The sequence below is a fragment of the Arthrobacter sp. 8AJ genome (assembly GCF_902506025.1).
Taxonomy (GTDB): domain Bacteria; phylum Actinomycetota; class Actinomycetes; order Actinomycetales; family Micrococcaceae; genus Arthrobacter.
The window spans coordinates 2,942,692-2,958,058 of record NZ_LR733289.1 but is presented as its reverse complement, the minus strand read 5'-3'; the positions used below and the strand labels follow the sequence as shown (position 1 = coordinate 2,958,058).

Sequence of the window (15,367 nt, the reverse complement as noted above, 5' to 3'; positions counted from 1 at the left end):
TTAGTACTTCCTCACCATCGGCTCGTAGCGGGTAAAGACAACCGGCTTGGTGGCCAGGCGGATGCCGGCGATTGATTCTGCCGATCCGTCAGCCGGCGCATGGTCATCCTTGTACGCCATGGAGTGCTTCATGAATTTCTCGTCGTCACGCTCGGGGAAGTCCTCGCGGAAGTGTCCGCCGCGGGATTCCTCACGGTGCAGGGCGGCCACGGTCATGACCTTGGCCAGTTCCAGCAGGAAGCCGAGTTCAACGGCCTCGAGCAGGTCCAGGTTGAAGCGCTTGCCCTTGTCCTGGACGTTGATGCGCTTGTAGCGCTCTTCGAAGGATTCGATGTCGCGCAGCACCTGGTTCAGGGTGTCCGCCGTACGGAACACCTGCATGTTCGCGTCCATCGTGTCCTGCAGTTCCTTGCGGATCTGCGCCACCTTCTCGTCGCCGGTGCCGTTGCGGGCAATGTCCAGCAGCTCGGTGGTGTATGCCAGCGGGTTCTCCGGCAGTTCCACGTAAGGCGCGGTCTTTGCGTACTCCGCGGCGGCGATGCCGGCGCGCTTACCGAAGACGTTGATGTCCAGCAGCGAGTTGGTGCCCAGGCGGTTGGAGCCGTGGACGGAGACGCAGGCAACTTCACCAGCGGCGTAGAGGCCGGGGATTACGGTGTCGTTGTCCTGCAGCACCTCGGTCTGGATGTTCGTGGGAATGCCGCCCATGGCGTAGTGCGCGGTGGGGAACACCGGCACCGGCTCGGTGTACGGTTCCACGCCCAGGTAGGTGCGGGCGAACTCGGTGATGTCCGGGAGCTTGGCGTCAATGTGCGCCGGCTCCAGGTGGGTCAGGTCCAGGAGGACGTAATCCTTGTTTGGGCCGCAGCCGCGGCCCTCGCGCACCTCGTTGGCCATGGAACGGGCCACGATGTCACGCGGCGCCAGGTCCTTGATGGTGGGGGCGTAGCGCTCCATGAAGCGCTCACCCTCCGAGTTGCGGAGGATTGCACCTTCACCGCGGGCGGCCTCGGACAGCAGGATGCCCAGGCCGGCCAGGCCGGTGGGGTGGAACTGGAAGAATTCCATGTCTTCCAGCGGGATGCCGCGGCGGAAGGCGATGCCCATGCCGTCACCGGTCAGGGTGTGGGCGTTGGAGGTGGTCTTGAAGACCTTGCCGGCGCCACCGGAGGCGAACACCACGGACTTGGCCTGGAACACGTGCAGTTCACCGGAGGCGAGGTCGTAGGAGACGACGCCGGCCACGCGCTTCTGCTTGTAGGCAGTGCCGTCTTCGCGGACTGCGTCCTCTTCAACCGTCAGCAGGTCCAGGACGTAGTACTCGTTGTAGAACTCAACGTTGTGCTTGACGCAGTTTTGGTACAGGGTCTGCAGGATCATGTGGCCGGTACGGTCCGCGGCGTAGCATGCACGGCGGACGGGAGCCTTGCCGTGGTCACGGGTGTGGCCACCGAAGCGGCGCTGGTCGATGCGGCCCTCGGGCGTGCGGTTGAAGGGCAGGCCCATCTTTTCCAGGTCCAGCACGGCGTCGATGGCTTCCTTGGCCATGACCTCGGCGGCGTCCTGGTCAACCAGGTAGTCGCCGCCCTTGACGGTGTCGAAGGTGTGCCATTCCCAGTTGTCTTCCTCGACATTGGCAAGGGCTGCACACATGCCACCCTGTGCCGCACCCGTGTGCGAGCGGGTGGGGTAGAGCTTGGTCAGTACTGCTGTGCGCGCGCGCTGACCGGACTCGATCGCGGCGCGCATGCCAGCGCCACCGGCACCGACGATGACGACGTCGTACTTATGGACCTGCATACCAGACGCTCTTTCTCTCAAAATTCGCTATAAAACAACGGGGCGGCTTTGCCTGCTCCGCAAAACAGGGCCCGCGGACAAGCCCGCGGGCCCAGGGTCGTGCCAGTGCTAGGCAGGGCAGAAGCCGCCCGGAAGGGCAACGCCGTTCACTACGGGGCACGGGTTGAAGGTGAAGATGACCAGAGTGCCCAGGAGGATGATGACCACAGCGGCCGCGTAGAGAACGGTCTTCAGCCAGCGGCGGGTGGACGTCTTCTCGGCGTAGTCGTTGATGATGGTCCGCACGCCGTTGGTGCCGTGCAGCATGGCCAGCCACAGCATGGCCAGGTCCCAGAACTGCCAGAACGGGTCGGCCCACTTGCCGGCCACGAAGCCGAAGTCAATGGCGTGGATGCCGTCGCCGACCATCAGGTTCACGAACAGGTGGCCGAAGATGAGGACCACCAGCACCACGCCGGAAAGGCGCATGAACAGCCAGGCGATCATCTCGAAGTTGCCCTTGGACCCGCCGCTGCGGCGGTACTGCGGAGCGATCCGGCCGCTGCGGGGGCTCTCGATGGTTGCAGTCATGGCTTAGTGACCTCCGAGGGCGAGGGACAGGTGGCGGATGGAGAAGGCGACCATGGTCACGACCCAGAGGGCCAGGACTGCCCACAGCATCTGCCGCTGGTACTTGGCGCCCTTCTTCCAGAAGTCGACCGCGATGATCCGCAGGCCATTGAAGGCGTGGAAAACGATGGCAGCCACAAGGCCGGTCTCACCCAGCGCCATCAGCGGATTCTTGTAGGCGCCGATCACGGCGGTGTAGGCCTCCGGTGACACACGCACCAAGGAGGTGTCCAGGACGTGGACCAACAAGAAGAAAAAGATCACTACACCGGTAATACGGTGTCCTACCCAGGACCACATGCCTTCACGGCCGCGGTACAAGGTGCCAGCTGGTTTTGTCGGCACTGATAAACCTCCCTGCAACACAGCGGCGCTGGCATGAGATCCATGCGGGGGGAACGCCTGCTGCGAGAGCACTCGTAGCTCAGGCCTAAATCTAGGCTTCGCTAACAGCTTATTCAATTTAGGCGTTTGTTGGTGCCCAGTGCTGGAGCGGATTTTCCGGGGAAATGAGACAAACACCACATCCGTGCGGGCCCAAAGGCCGGGGCGGAGGCCAAAACGCGGGCCCATGCGCCGCCACAGGAGCCGCCCGCGGCCCTTCAGCTAAAGTAGCCGTGATGAGTACAGACAAAGTGACAAGCCCGGCTTCACCCCTTGACCGCTTCATTGCGGTGATTCCGGCAGGCGGAGTGGGGACCCGCCTCTGGCCTCTGTCACGAGCAGCAGCTCCCAAGTTCCTTCACGATCTCACCGGATCGGGCAGCACGTTGCTGCGCGCCACCTACGACCGGCTGCACCCCCTCGCGGGCAACCGGATGCTGGTGGTGACCGGCCAGGCGCACCGTGAAGCCGTGTGCCGCCAGCTACCTGAGGTGCGCGACTCCGACCTTGTCCTGGAGTCCGAGCCCAAGGACTCCGGTGCGGCAATCGGCCTTGCGGCGGCAATCCTGCACGAACGCGATCCCGACACCATCATGGGTTCCTTCGCCGCCGACCAGGTGATCAGCCCGGACAACCTCTTCCAGGAGGCCGTCCGGGAAGCCATCCATACCGCTGCTGCCGGCAAGATCGTGACCATCGGCATCAAGCCCACCCACCCGTCCACCGGTTTCGGTTACATCCGTTCCGGCAAGGCCCTCCACATCGAAGGCGCCCCCAGCGCCCACGACGTCGTGGAATTCGTCGAAAAGCCGGACGAGACGGTGGCCCAGCAGTACGTGGACAGCGGTGACTACGTGTGGAACGCCGGCATGTTCGTGGCGCCCGTGTCGCTGATGCTCAAGCACCTCGAGGCCAACCAGCCCGAACTGTTCCAGGGCCTGCAGGAAATCGCGCGTGCCTGGGACACCCCCCAGCGTGACGAGGTCACTGCCCGCATCTGGCCCACCCTGCCCAAGATCGCCATCGATTACGCGGTGGCCGAACCTGCCGCCGAAGCCGGGGACGTCGCCGTCGTGCCAGGTTCCTTCCGCTGGGACGACGTCGGCGACTTCGCCTCGGTCGGCCGCCTCAACAGCGCCAAGGAAGTGGACGACGTAACGGTCCTCGGTGAAGGCGCCCGCGTGTTCACCGAGAATTCCAGCGGCGTCGTTGTCACCGACACCAAGCGTGTCATCGCCCTGATCGGAATCCAGGACGTTGTCATCGTGGATACGCCGGACGCCCTGTTGGTGACCACCATGGCCAATTCCCAGCGCGTGAAGGCTGCCGTGGACGCCCTGAAGGCTAGCGGGGACACGGACGTCCTCTGACCGGGAACCTGCCGGCACTCCGTGTGCCGGCAGGGCCGGGATGTAACGCGGCTCAGTGAATGGGCGCTAATGCCGCCACCCTCGCTAGAGTGAAACAGTGCGCAACTACACTACTGAAGCCGAGCCCACCGCCCTGGTGGCTCCCTGGCTCGAACCGCTCCTGCCGGAACTGATCGAATTCCGCCGGGACCTGCATGCGCACCCGGAACTGTCGTTCAAGGAGTTCCGCACCACGGACAAGCTCGCCGAACGGCTCGAAGCCGCAGGCCTGAGCCCCCGCCGCCTGGAAGGCACCGGCCTGACGGTGGACGTGGGCGAAGGCCCCATCGCCACGGCCCTGCGCGGTGACATCGACGCCCTGCCCATCATCGAGGAGACGGGCCTGCCGTTCGCGTCGAAGAACCACGGCGTGACCCACGCCTGCGGCCATGATGTGCACACCACCACCATGCTGGGCATTGCCCTGGTCCTGCACCGGATGCACCAGGAAGCACCCCTCGGCGCCACCGTCCGCATCATCTTCCAGCCTGCCGAGGAAACCATGCCCGGCGGCGCACATGCCTGCATCGAGCAGGGTGTCCTGGACGGCGTGCCCCGGATCCTTGCCCTGCACTGCGACCCGCGGATCGAAGTGGGCAAGGTGGGCACCAGGATCGGTGCCATCACATCGGCCTCGGACACCATCCGGATCGAACTGTCCGGGCGTGGCGGCCACACCTCCCGCCCGCACCTCACTGAGGACCTCGTGTTCGCGCTGGCGCAGATTGCGGTCAACGTGCCGGCTGTGCTGTCCCGCAGGGTGGACGTCCGCAGTGGCGTTTCCGTGGTGTGGGGTCAGATCACCGCAGGTTCGGCGCCCAACGCGATCCCCGGCAGCGGCTACATGGCGGGAACCATGCGCTGCCTGGACCGGGATGCCTGGCATGCCGCCGGTGAACTGCTCGACGAGGTGGTGCACCAGGTGGCCGCGCCCTACGGCGTGGACGTCCACCTTGAACACACCAGGGGAGTGCCGCCGGTGGTGAACTCCGAGCATGAGACGGCGATCATCGAGGCTGCTGCCCGCGCTGAGATCGGGGAAAGCGCCGTGGTGCTGACACCCCAGTCCATGGGCGGCGAGGACTTCGCCTGGTTCCTGGCCGAACTTCCGGGCGCGATGATGCGGCTGGGCACCAAAACGCCCGGCGGCGAGGACTACGACCTGCACCGCGGCGACTACATCCTGGACGAACGGTCCCTGGGCCTGGGCATCAGGGTGCTCACCGCGGCCGCCCTGCGCACCATCCGGGACCTGGAGCAGGCGCCCCTTTCCTAGCCCCGTCCCGCCGCAGGGCCGGCCGGCAGGTGCGGATCCCGCGGCGGGAACGCACGACGGCGTTTCAACCGGGGGCGGTCCGCGCTGCGGTAAGTTGTGCACAATTTAGTTGTGCGCTACGGTAGTTCCATGACCGAAGCACCCCGCCTGGACCGGCAAGTATGTTTTGCGCTCTATTCGGCGTCCCGGGCCGCCACCGCCGTCTACCGGCCGGTCCTGGATGAGCTGGGACTCACTTACCCGCAGTACCTGGTGATGCTGGTCCTGTGGGAAAGCGAACCCCGGGGCGTGAAGGAGCTTGGCGGGGAACTTGGCCTCGATTCCGGCACCCTGTCGCCCCTGCTCAAACGGCTGGAAACGCTGGGGCTGGTGGAACGGCGGCGGTCCGGCGAGGACGAGCGCCGCGTTGCGATCCACCTGACGCCCGCCGGACGGAACCTCAGCGGCCCGGCGAGTGCCATTCCGCAGCGGCTGGCCGATGCCGCGGGGCTCTCCCTGGGCGAACTTGAACAGCTGCGGACCACCCTGGGCAAGCTCACGGCGGCACTGCACGAATCACTGTGACCCCGACTACTGCACCATCCCAACGACAGGACGGATATCTTTCGTGAAGACTCTCTACACCGCAGAGGCCCTGGCCTCGGGCGAAGGCCGTGACGGCGCTGCCCGCAGCAACGACGGCAAGCTCGCAGTGGCCCTCGCCAGCCCGGTCGAACTCGGTGGCAGCGGCCAGGGCACCAACCCCGAACAGCTCTTTGCCGCAGGGTACGCCGCCTGCTTCCACTCGGCCCTGCGCCTGGTCGGCCGCAAGGCAGGCGCAGACCTCACGGATTCGGCAGTGGCAGCGAAGATCCATCTCGGGCAGCTGGACGGCGGCGCCGGCTTCGGGCTGGCCGCCGAACTGGAAATCGCCCTTCCGGCCCTGGACTTGGCCACCGCAGAGGACCTGGTGGCCAAGGCACACCAGGTCTGCCCCTATTCGAACGCCACGCGCGGCAACATCGCCGTCGACCTCAAGATCCTGGAGTACGCAGCATGAGCACAGCCCTCGCAACCACCACCCGTGAAATCCGGCTCGCCTCCCGCCCCGTGGGGCGCCCGTCCGGTGAGAACTTCGAACTCGCAGAGTCACCGCTGCCCGCACTTGAAGACGGCCAGATCCTGGTGCGCAACCTCTTCATGTCCGTGGACCCGTACATGCGGGGCCGCATGAACGACGTCAAGTCCTACTCCGCCCCCTTCGCCGTGGGCAAAGCGCTCGACGGCGGTGCGGTGGGTAAGGTGATCGCGTCCCGTTCGTCGGCACACAAGGAGGGCGACGTCGTCGTCCATTCCCTGGGTTGGCGGGAGTATGCGGTGGTGGACGGCAATGCTGCCACCCCTGCCCGCACTGACCTGGCACCGGCGTCGGCTTTCCTCGGCGCCCTGGGCATGACCGGGCTGACGGCCTACACCGGCCTGTTGAAGGTAGCGGAATTCAAGCCGGGGGACGCCGTGTTCGTCTCCGGCGCCGCAGGTGCGGTGGGCTCCCTGGTGGGCCAGATCGCCAAGGCCATGGGCGCCTCCCGCGTCATCGGTTCGGCCGGCTCGCCCGCCAAGGTGGCCCGGCTCCTGGAACTCGGCTTTGACGCTGCCTTCGACTACCACGACGGCCCCGTCCTCAAGCAGTTGGAGAAGGCAGCCGGCCCGGCCGGCATCGACGTCTACTTCGACAACGTAGGGGGCGAGCACCTCGAGGCCGCCCTGGCGGTCCTGAACGTCGGCGGCCGCGTGGCGATGTGCGGCGCCATCGCCCAGTACAACTCCACGGAACCCACCCCCGCCCCCCACAACCTCATGCAGGCAATCGGCAAGCAGCTGACCCTGCGCGGCTTCCTGGTGGGCGGTCAGCGGCAGCACGCGGCTGAGTTCGCGGAGAATATGGCTGGCTGGCTGGCGGATGGGACGGTGCGTTACGACGAGACGATCGTGGACGGGCTGGAGAACGCTCCGCAGGCCTTCATGGACCTCCTGGACGGGGCAAACACCGGCAAGATGCTGGTCCGGCTGTAGCCCAAGCACTGATCCAACCGAAGAACCATAAGCAGTAGGGGCGCCTCCATTGGAGGCGCCCCTACTGCTTGGTAACAACTTGTAAACAATATTCGGGGTCAGCTCCCACCGTGCTATGGGGACGTGGCGCAGGCCACTAAAGTGATTGCCATCAGTGCGCTCCGGCGCAGTGCTGCGTGCCTTCAGTGAAAACAGAATTTCAGCGCCGAAACGGACACTCATTGAATTCCGCCCGTAGTGCCACTCGCATCATCCCTGGAGGAAAATTGAAGAAATCACTGCGTGCCGGCTTCAAGCGCGGTTCAATGGCCGGTGTGGCCACCCTCGGTGCGTCCGCTTTGCTGCTCACCGGTTGCGGAGCCGCCCCGTCTGCGTCCGGCCCCTCCGGTTCAGCGACCGCCTCGGACTACACCGCATGCATGGTGTCCGACTCCGGAGGATTCGACGACAAGTCGTTCAACCAGTCCGGCTACGAGGGCCTGCAGAGCGCCGTGAAGGACCTCGGCATCAAGGAAAAGCACGTCCAGTCCAAGGCTGACACGGACTACGATCCCAACCTCCGCTCCATGGTCCAGCAGGGCTGCAAGCTGACCGTTACTGTCGGCTTCCTGCTCGGCGACGCCACCAAGTCCATCGCGACGGCCAACCCGAACAGCCACTTCGCCATCATTGACTACAACGACCCCACGTTCCCCAAGAACGTCAAGCCGATCGTCTATGACACTGCCCAGGCCGCGTTCCTGGCCGGCTACCTGGCAGCAGGCACCTCAAAGACGGGGAAGGTCGCAACCTTCGGCGGCATCAACATTCCCACCGTCACCATCTTCATGGACGGCTTTGCCGATGGCGTGAAGTACTACAACGAGAAGAAGGGCAAGAGCGTCCAGCTCATCGGCTGGGACAAGGACAAGCAGGACGGCACCTTCGTTGGTGACTTCAAGCAGGTGGACAAGGGCAAGGTCCTGACCCAGGGGTTCCTTGACCAGGGCGCAGACATTGTTCTTCCGGTGGCCGGACCCGTTGGCGGCGGCGCGGGCAGTGCGATCCTCGATGCCAAGTCCAAAGGCAAGGACGCCAAGCTCATCTGGGTTGACTCCGATGGCTACCTGACTGCCCCGGATTACAAGTCCGTGATCCTCTCCTCCGTCCAGAAGACCATGTCCACCGCTGTGGAGACGGTCATCAAGGACGACAAGGACGGCAAATTCGACGCGTCGCCCTACATCGGAACCCTGGCAAACGGCGGCGTGGCCCTGGCGCCGTTCCACGATCTGGATTCCGCCGTGCCGGCAGACCTGAAGAGCGACCTGGACCAGCTCAAGAAGGACATCATCTCCGGCACCGTCAAGGTCGAGTCGAAGTCCAGCCCCACCAAGTAAGCACCGAACCGCGGGGCGCGCTGCCCTTCCGCCGTTACCCCGGCCGAAGGGCAGCGCGTTCTGTTTTGCTGGCAACAGACGGTCGCCGGCACCATGCAGGCGGTGCCCATTGCCGCCTTCCTGCCCTGCCCAGGAACCATCCGTGACACTAGGCTGGGACTACCCGCTGCCTCGCCGCCGACAGCGCGCCGGAGCAGATCCATACACACACAGATTGGTTGGGGTCTTGAAACTCGAACTGAAAGGGATCACGAAGAGATTCGGGTCCCTGGTAGCCAATGACCACATTGATTTGGTCGTTGAACCCGGGCAGGTGCACTGCCTCCTGGGCGAGAACGGCGCAGGGAAATCCACCCTGATGAACGTGCTCTACGGCCTGTACGATCCGACCGAAGGTGAAATCCTGGTCGATGGCAAGCCCGTCGTCTTCAAAGACCCCGGCGAGGCCATGGCGGCCGGCATCGGGATGGTCCACCAGCACTTCATGCTCATCCCGGTCTTCACCGTGGCCGAGAATGTGGCGCTGGGCAATGAGGCCACCAAAGCCGCCGGCCTGCTCAACCTGGAAGCCACGCGCGAAAAGATCCGCCGCATCTCGGACCAGTACGGGTTCGACGTCGACCCCGACGCCATGGTGGAGGACCTGCCCGTCGGCGTCCAGCAGCGGGTCGAGATCATCAAGGCGCTGGTGCGTGATGCCGAGGTACTCATTCTCGATGAACCCACCGCCGTGCTGACGCCGCAGGAAACCGATGAGCTCCTGGACATCATCCGGCAGCTGAAGCGCGACGGTAAGTCAATCGTCTTCATCTCCCACAAACTGCGTGAAGTCAAAGCCATCTCAGACACCATCACGGTCATCCGCCGCGGCAAGGTGGTGGGGCAGGCGGATCCCACGGCTTCCCCCACTGAACTGGCGTCCGCCATGGTTGGCCGCACGGTGAGCCTGACCCTCGACAAGGCGCCCGCCAAGCCCGGTGACGTGACCTTCAAGGTCCGCAACCTGACAGTGACGGACCACAACGGCCAGCACGTGGTCAATGACCTGTCCTTCGACATCGCCAAGGGCGAAGTGCTGGCCATCGCAGGAGTGCAAGGCAACGGCCAGACTGAACTGACCGAGGCGATCCTTGGCGTGCAGCCGCACGTAGCCGGGTCCATCACGCTCGACGGCGAGGAACTGCTGGGCAGGAGCGTCAAGCACGTCCTAGGTGCCGGTGTGGGCTTCGTCCCCGAGGACCGCACCATTGACGGTCTGGTGGGCACGTTCACCATCTCCGAAAACATGATCCTGGACCTCTACGACAAAGCGCCCTTCGCACGCGGCGTGGGGATGAAGCCGGGCGTGATCGCGGAGAACGCCGCCAGGAAGGTCGAGGAATTCGACGTTCGCACGCCCTCCGTGTCCGCGGCGGTGGGCACCCTTTCCGGCGGCAACCAGCAGAAGGTGGTCCTGGCCCGTGAGCTCTCCCGTCCGCTGCGGCTGTTCATCGCCTCGCAGCCCACACGTGGTCTCGACGTCGGCTCGATTGAGTTTGTGCACAAGCGGGTCATCGCCGAACGCGACCACGGGACGCCGGTCATGATCGTGTCCACAGAACTGGACGAAGTACTTCAGCTGGCCGACCGGATCGCCGTGCTCTACCGCGGCCGGCTGGTGGGAATCGTACCCGCCACCACGTCCCGCGACGTTCTGGGCCTGATGATGGCCGGTGTCCCGGCCACCGAAGCCGAAGCCAGCGCCGCCGCCCCTGTTTCCGGCGCCACCACCACGGCGGCGGTATCGGAGCCTGCCGGCCACGAAGGAGAATCCCATGTCTGAAAAGACAACCCCGGAACCGCGGACCGGCCGCAACGGCGCCCCGGAGCCCGTCGACACCCCGGTGCCCGGCGGCACCACCTCCGAGGCTGTGGCCTCCGACGTCGTCCTTGACACCGCCGGTGGCCAGATGCCGCCGTCTGCCGTTCCGGCAGCCACCCAGCGGCGCGGCCGGGACCATGACCGGGATGGAAGCGGTTCCGTCCTGCACCAGATCTTCACCGGCAACGCCATGGTCTCCTTCCTCTCCGTGCTGCTGGCGATCGTGCTCGGCGGCATCCTGATGGCAGTGACCAACCCCAAGGTCGCCGTCACGGCCGGTTACTTCTTCGCCCAGCCCGGGGACCTCCTGACCGAGGTCATCCGTCCCTACACTGCCCTGGTACAGGGGTCCATCTTCAACTGGGCCGGCGCCGACCTGGCAGCCCAGCTGTACCCGATCACCGAGACCCTCACCGTCGCAACCCCGCTGATCTGCGCGGGGCTCGGCGTCGCGCTGGCGTTCCGCGCCGGCCTGTTCAACATCGGCGCCCAAGGCCAGATCATCTTCGGCGCGCTCTTCGGCGCCTACGTAGGGTTTGCTTGGCACCTGCCCATCGGCCTGCACCTGCTGGTCGTTATCCTGGCCGGCCTCGTCGGCGGCGCGGTCTGGGGCAGCGTCGTGGGCCTGCTGAAGGCACGGACCGGGGCGCACGAGGTGATCGTGACCATCATGCTCAATTACATCGCCAACTTCCTGCTGCTGTTCCTACTCACCACCCCGGCTTTCCAGCGCAAGGGTTCCACGAACCCGATCTCGCCTTTCCTTGATTCCACCGCGTTGTTCCCCGAACTGCTCGGACCGCAATTCCGCCTGCACGCCGGCTTCCTGGCCGCGATAGCGGCCACCGCCTTCGTGTGGTGGCTGCTGAACCGCTCAACGATCGGTTTTGAGTTCCGCGCCGTCGGTGCGAACCCCAGCGCGGCCCGCACCGCTGGCATCAACGTGGCCCGCAGCACCATCCTGGTGATGGCGATCGCCGGTGCTCTGGCCGGCTTGGCCGGCGTGGCCCAGGTGTCCGGGACGGAAAAGTACCTCTCCGGCGGTGTCGCTGCCTCCATCGGTTTTGATGCCATCACGGTGGCGCTGCTGGGACGCTCGACGCCGTGGGGAACCTTCTTCGCCGGCCTGCTGTTCGGCGCCTTCCGCGCCGGCGGCGTGGCAATGCAGGCCCAGACGCAGACGCCGATCGACATTGTGCTCGTCATCCAGTCCCTGATTGTGCTGTTCATCGCAGCACCGCCGCTGGTCCGTGCGATATTCGGACTCAACCCCCGTAAGAAAAAGACCACTACGAGTGGGACCGCAGGTTCGCGTGCCGGCGGCGTCAAGAGCGGAGCGGCAGCATGAGCGCCACCACACAATCTCCCACCGGCAAACAGCCGGGCACCGGTAAGGGAACCAGCAGCACCAGCGGAGCCACCCGCGCCGGAGGCCGGACAGGCACAACCGAACTGGTGAGCTGGAAAGCCGGCGTTGGCCTTGGCCTGCTCGCCATCCTGGGAACCGTGCTGTTCGGTTTCCTGGCCAACCCAAAATCTGCCGGCTTCCGGATTGCCGAGGCCCGCGATCCGAACGCCTCCTCTACGGCGGCGTGGGTCACCCTGGCCGTGGCGCTGGCCGCCGCGGCCTACGTCGGTTACCGCTGGGTCAGCCAGCGGCGGGAGGGCGGGGGAGTAGACCGCTGGATACCCGCCACCACCATCGCTGCCGTCGCCGTCCTGGGCCTGGCCGCCCTCGGCGTCGCCCGGGTTGAAAAGATTACCGTGCCTTCGATGGCGCTGGGCTGGATCTGCTCCGTCGTGCTGCTCGCACTGGCAGGGTCCGCCTGTTTCCTGACCGTGCAGCGGCGGCGCACTCCCGGATGGCTGGGCGGCATTTTCGCAGTGGTCTTCCTCGTCGGCTTCATGATCTGGATCGTCGCCGGCGGCCGTGACCCCGAACCCTCCATCTCCCTCGGCGGCCTCATGGCCGGTGCCGTGACCCTGGCCGTACCGCTGGTGTTTGGCTCACTCTCCGGTGTGCTGTGCGAACGGGCCGGCGTGGTTAATATCGCCATCGAAGGCCAACTGCTGCTCGGGGCGTTCTCCGCCGCCGTCGTTGCCACCGTGACCGGCAACGTCTACGTTGGGCTCATCTCGGCCGCAGTCGCCGGTGCGCTCGTGTCCCTGGTCCTGGCCATCGTGAGCATCAAGTACCTCGTCAACCAGATCATCGTCGGCGTGGTCCTCAATGTCCTGATCAGCGGCCTCACCAGCTTCCTCTTCTCCACCCTGCTCACGGCGGACCCCGAACACCTCAACAAGCCCGGCCGGCTGCAGGCCGTGGATATTCCGTTCCTCGCCGACATCCCGATCATCGGCCCCATTCTGTTCCGCCAGTCCCTGGTGGGCTACCTCATGTACGTCGCCGTGATCGTGGTCTACGTGGGCCTTTTCCACACCAAGTGGGGCCTGCGCGTGCGCGCCGTCGGCGAACACCCCCAGGCGGCCGACACGGTGGGCATCAACGTCAACCGGACCCGCTTCATCAACGTCCTCATGGGCGGGGCCATCGCAGGAATCGGCGGCTCCTTCTTCACCCTGGTGTCGGTGGATGCGTTCAGCAAGGACATGTCCGGCGGCCGCGGCTACATTGCCCTGGCAGCCATGATCTTCGGGCGGTGGAATCCGATCGGCGCGTTCCTGGCGGCGTTGCTGTTTGGCTTCGCCGACAACCTGCAAAGCATCATCACCATCATCGGTTCTCCCGTCCCCAGCCAGTTCATGGCGATGCTCCCCTACGCCCTGACCGTCGTCGCGGTGGCGGGCCTGGTAGGACGGTCCAGGCCGCCCGCGGCCGACGGCATACCGTACGTCAAGGGATGACCGCCGTGGACAACACACAACAGGTGGACTGGGCAGCCCTGGAAGCTGCCGCCGCAGCCGCCATGAAGAATGCGTACGCCCCGTATTCAAAGTTTCCGGTGGGAGCCGCTGCCCTGACGGTGGACGGCCGGATCGTCAGCGGCTGCAACGTGGAAAATGCCAGTTACGGACTGACCCTCTGCGCGGAGTGCGTCCTGGTGGGGGAACTGCAGATGACCGGCGGGGGACTGCTGCGGGCGTTCTACTGCGTGGACGGTGAGGGCACCGTCCTCATGCCCTGCGGCCGCTGCCGGCAGCTGCTGTACGAATTCAGCGCCCCCGGCATGCAGCTCATGACCAACCGCGGCATCAAGACTATGGACCAGGTGCTGCCTGACGCCTTTGGTCCCGAACACCTGGAGGAGACCCGGTGACCGACAGCAAAGCAGAGGCGTTCGACGCCGTAGACATCATCCGCACCAAGCGTGACAAGGGGACGCTGAGCCCCGAACAGATCGACTGGACCATCGACGCGTACACGCGTGGGGCCATCGCGGACGAACAGATGGCTGCCCTGAACATGGCCATCCTACTCAACGGCATGGACCGCGCCGAAATCGCCCGGTGGACCGCCGCCATGATCGCCTCGGGGGAGCGGATGGATTTCTCCAGCCTCCGTCGACCAGACGGCGGCCTGAAATACACCTCCGACAAACATTCCACCGGTGGCGTGGGGGACAAGATCACCCTGCCGCTGGCCCCGCTGGTGGCGGTGTTCGGCGTGGCCGTCCCGCAGCTGTCCGGCCGCGGGCTGGGGCACACCGGGGGCACCCTGGACAAGCTGGAGTCCATTCCGGGATGGCGGGCCAACCTGGCAAACGACGAAATCCTGGCCCAGCTCCAGGACGTCGGGGCGGTCATCTGCGCCGCCGGTGCCGGCCTGGCCCCGGCCGACAAGAAGCTCTATGCGCTGCGCGACGTCACGGGAACGGTTGAGGCCATCCCGCTGATCGCCTCCTCCATCATGAGCAAGAAGATCGCCGAGGGCACCGGCTCCCTGGTCCTGGACGTCAAGGTGGGCAGCGGAGCCTTCATGAAGGATGAAGCCAAAGCCCGCGAACTGGCGGAGACCATGGTGGCGCTCGGCAAGGACGCGGGGGTCAACACCGTTGCGTTGCTGACCAACATGAACACCCCCCTGGGCCTCACCGCCGGCAATGCCATCGAAGTCGAGGAATCGGTGGAGGTGCTGGCGGGCGGCGGCCCGGAGGACGTGGTGGAACTGACCGTCCGGCTCGCCGAGGAGATGCTCGCCTGTGCAGGGGTCCACGACGCCGACCCCGCCGCCGCCCTCAAGGACGGCCGGGCCATGGACGTCTGGAACCGGATGATCACCGCCCAGGGCGGCGACCCCCGCGCGGCGCTCCCGGAGGCCCGGGAATCCGACGTCGTCTATGCCCCTGCCGACGGGGTGCTGGTGGAACTGGACGCGCTCGCTGTCGGTGTGGCTGCATGGCGGCTGGGTGCCGGCCGCGCCCGCAAGGAGGACGCCGTACAGGCGGGGGCCGGGGTGCGCATGCACGCCAAGCCCGGCGCCACCGTGCGGGCAGGGGAGCCCCTGATGACGCTGCTCACCGACACTCCGGAGCGGTTCGCCCGTGCCCGGGAAGCCCTGGAACACGCAGTGGTCATCGCTCCGGAAGGTTCGCGGCCAGCCCAGCAGCTCATCATCGACCGCATAGCATAGGGACCC

At 65.8% G+C, this 15,367-nt stretch carries 14 protein-coding genes; 11 read left to right on the top strand and 3 right to left on the bottom strand.

Annotated elements, in window-relative coordinates:
- The 3 genes from sdhA to sdhC all read right to left on the bottom strand — a co-directional run bounded on the left by sdhA (nucleotide 1) and on the right by sdhC (nucleotide 2,754).
- The gene (sdhA, locus tag BACI349Y_RS13685) at nucleotides 1-1,800 is read right to left on the bottom strand and encodes a succinate dehydrogenase flavoprotein subunit (RefSeq protein ID WP_159632569.1); all 1,800 of its coding nucleotides are present in this window, start codon (nucleotides 1,798-1,800) and stop codon (nucleotides 1-3) included.
- A 108-nt stretch (nucleotides 1,801-1,908) separates the two neighbouring features.
- Nucleotides 1,909-2,370, bottom strand: a complete 462-nt coding sequence (locus tag BACI349Y_RS13680) for a succinate dehydrogenase hydrophobic membrane anchor subunit (RefSeq protein WP_159632568.1) — start codon at nucleotides 2,368-2,370, stop codon at nucleotides 1,909-1,911.
- A gap of 3 nt (nucleotides 2,371-2,373) precedes the next feature.
- On the bottom strand, nucleotides 2,374-2,754 hold the full coding sequence (sdhC, locus tag BACI349Y_RS13675; RefSeq protein ID WP_081620212.1) for a succinate dehydrogenase, cytochrome b556 subunit: 381 nt from the start codon (nucleotides 2,752-2,754) through the stop codon (nucleotides 2,374-2,376).
- Between the two features lie 275 nt (nucleotides 2,755-3,029).
- On the opposite strand from sdhC, the gene BACI349Y_RS13670 reads away from it, so the two are divergent.
- The 11 genes from BACI349Y_RS13670 (at nucleotide 3,030) to BACI349Y_RS13620 (ending at nucleotide 15,361) form a co-directional block, all read left to right on the top strand.
- The gene (locus BACI349Y_RS13670) at nucleotides 3,030-4,163 is read left to right on the top strand and encodes a mannose-1-phosphate guanylyltransferase (RefSeq protein WP_159632567.1); all 1,134 of its coding nucleotides are present in this window, start codon (nucleotides 3,030-3,032) and stop codon (nucleotides 4,161-4,163) included.
- 97 nt (nucleotides 4,164-4,260) lie between these two features.
- Entirely contained in the window at nucleotides 4,261-5,478 is a 1,218-nt protein-coding gene (locus BACI349Y_RS13665; RefSeq protein ID WP_159632566.1) for an amidohydrolase, read from the top strand.
- 129 nt (nucleotides 5,479-5,607) lie between these two features.
- Nucleotides 5,608-6,042 (top strand): MarR family winged helix-turn-helix transcriptional regulator, encoded by a 435-nt coding sequence (locus BACI349Y_RS13660; protein WP_159632565.1) that lies wholly within the window; start codon nucleotides 5,608-5,610, stop codon nucleotides 6,040-6,042.
- A 43-nt stretch (nucleotides 6,043-6,085) separates the two neighbouring features.
- Entirely contained in the window at nucleotides 6,086-6,517 is a 432-nt protein-coding gene (locus BACI349Y_RS13655; RefSeq protein WP_159632564.1) for an organic hydroperoxide resistance protein, read from the top strand.
- Nucleotides 6,514-7,530 carry an NADP-dependent oxidoreductase gene (locus BACI349Y_RS13650; RefSeq protein ID WP_159632563.1) on the top strand — a complete coding sequence of 339 codons (1,017 nt, stop codon included), beginning with the start codon at nucleotides 6,514-6,516 and terminating at the stop codon, nucleotides 7,528-7,530. Before BACI349Y_RS13655 ends, BACI349Y_RS13650 begins: the two co-directional genes overlap by 4 nt.
- A 266-nt stretch (nucleotides 7,531-7,796) precedes the next feature.
- Nucleotides 7,797-8,909 carry a BMP family lipoprotein gene (locus tag BACI349Y_RS13645; RefSeq protein ID WP_159632562.1) on the top strand — a complete coding sequence of 371 codons (1,113 nt, stop codon included), beginning with the start codon at nucleotides 7,797-7,799 and terminating at the stop codon, nucleotides 8,907-8,909.
- Nucleotides 8,910-9,135: 226 nt separating this feature from the next.
- The gene (locus BACI349Y_RS13640) at nucleotides 9,136-10,731 is read left to right on the top strand and encodes an ABC transporter ATP-binding protein (RefSeq protein WP_159632561.1); all 1,596 of its coding nucleotides are present in this window, start codon (nucleotides 9,136-9,138) and stop codon (nucleotides 10,729-10,731) included.
- Nucleotides 10,724-12,118 carry an ABC transporter permease gene (locus BACI349Y_RS13635; RefSeq protein WP_159632560.1) on the top strand — a complete coding sequence of 465 codons (1,395 nt, stop codon included), beginning with the start codon at nucleotides 10,724-10,726 and terminating at the stop codon, nucleotides 12,116-12,118. Before BACI349Y_RS13640 ends, BACI349Y_RS13635 begins: the two co-directional genes overlap by 8 nt.
- Nucleotides 12,115-13,635: an ABC transporter permease gene (locus BACI349Y_RS13630; protein ID WP_159632559.1), complete on the top strand. Its 1,521-nt coding sequence runs from the start codon at nucleotides 12,115-12,117 to the stop codon at nucleotides 13,633-13,635. The genes BACI349Y_RS13635 and BACI349Y_RS13630 overlap by 4 nt, the downstream gene beginning before the upstream one ends.
- Complete coding sequence (locus BACI349Y_RS13625; protein ID WP_159632558.1) at nucleotides 13,632-14,048, top strand: cytidine deaminase; 417 nt, start codon at nucleotides 13,632-13,634, stop codon at nucleotides 14,046-14,048. Before BACI349Y_RS13630 ends, BACI349Y_RS13625 begins: the two co-directional genes overlap by 4 nt.
- Complete coding sequence (locus tag BACI349Y_RS13620; protein ID WP_159632557.1) at nucleotides 14,045-15,361, top strand: thymidine phosphorylase; 1,317 nt, start codon at nucleotides 14,045-14,047, stop codon at nucleotides 15,359-15,361. Before BACI349Y_RS13625 ends, BACI349Y_RS13620 begins: the two co-directional genes overlap by 4 nt.
- Nucleotides 15,362-15,367: the final 6 nt, after the last annotated feature.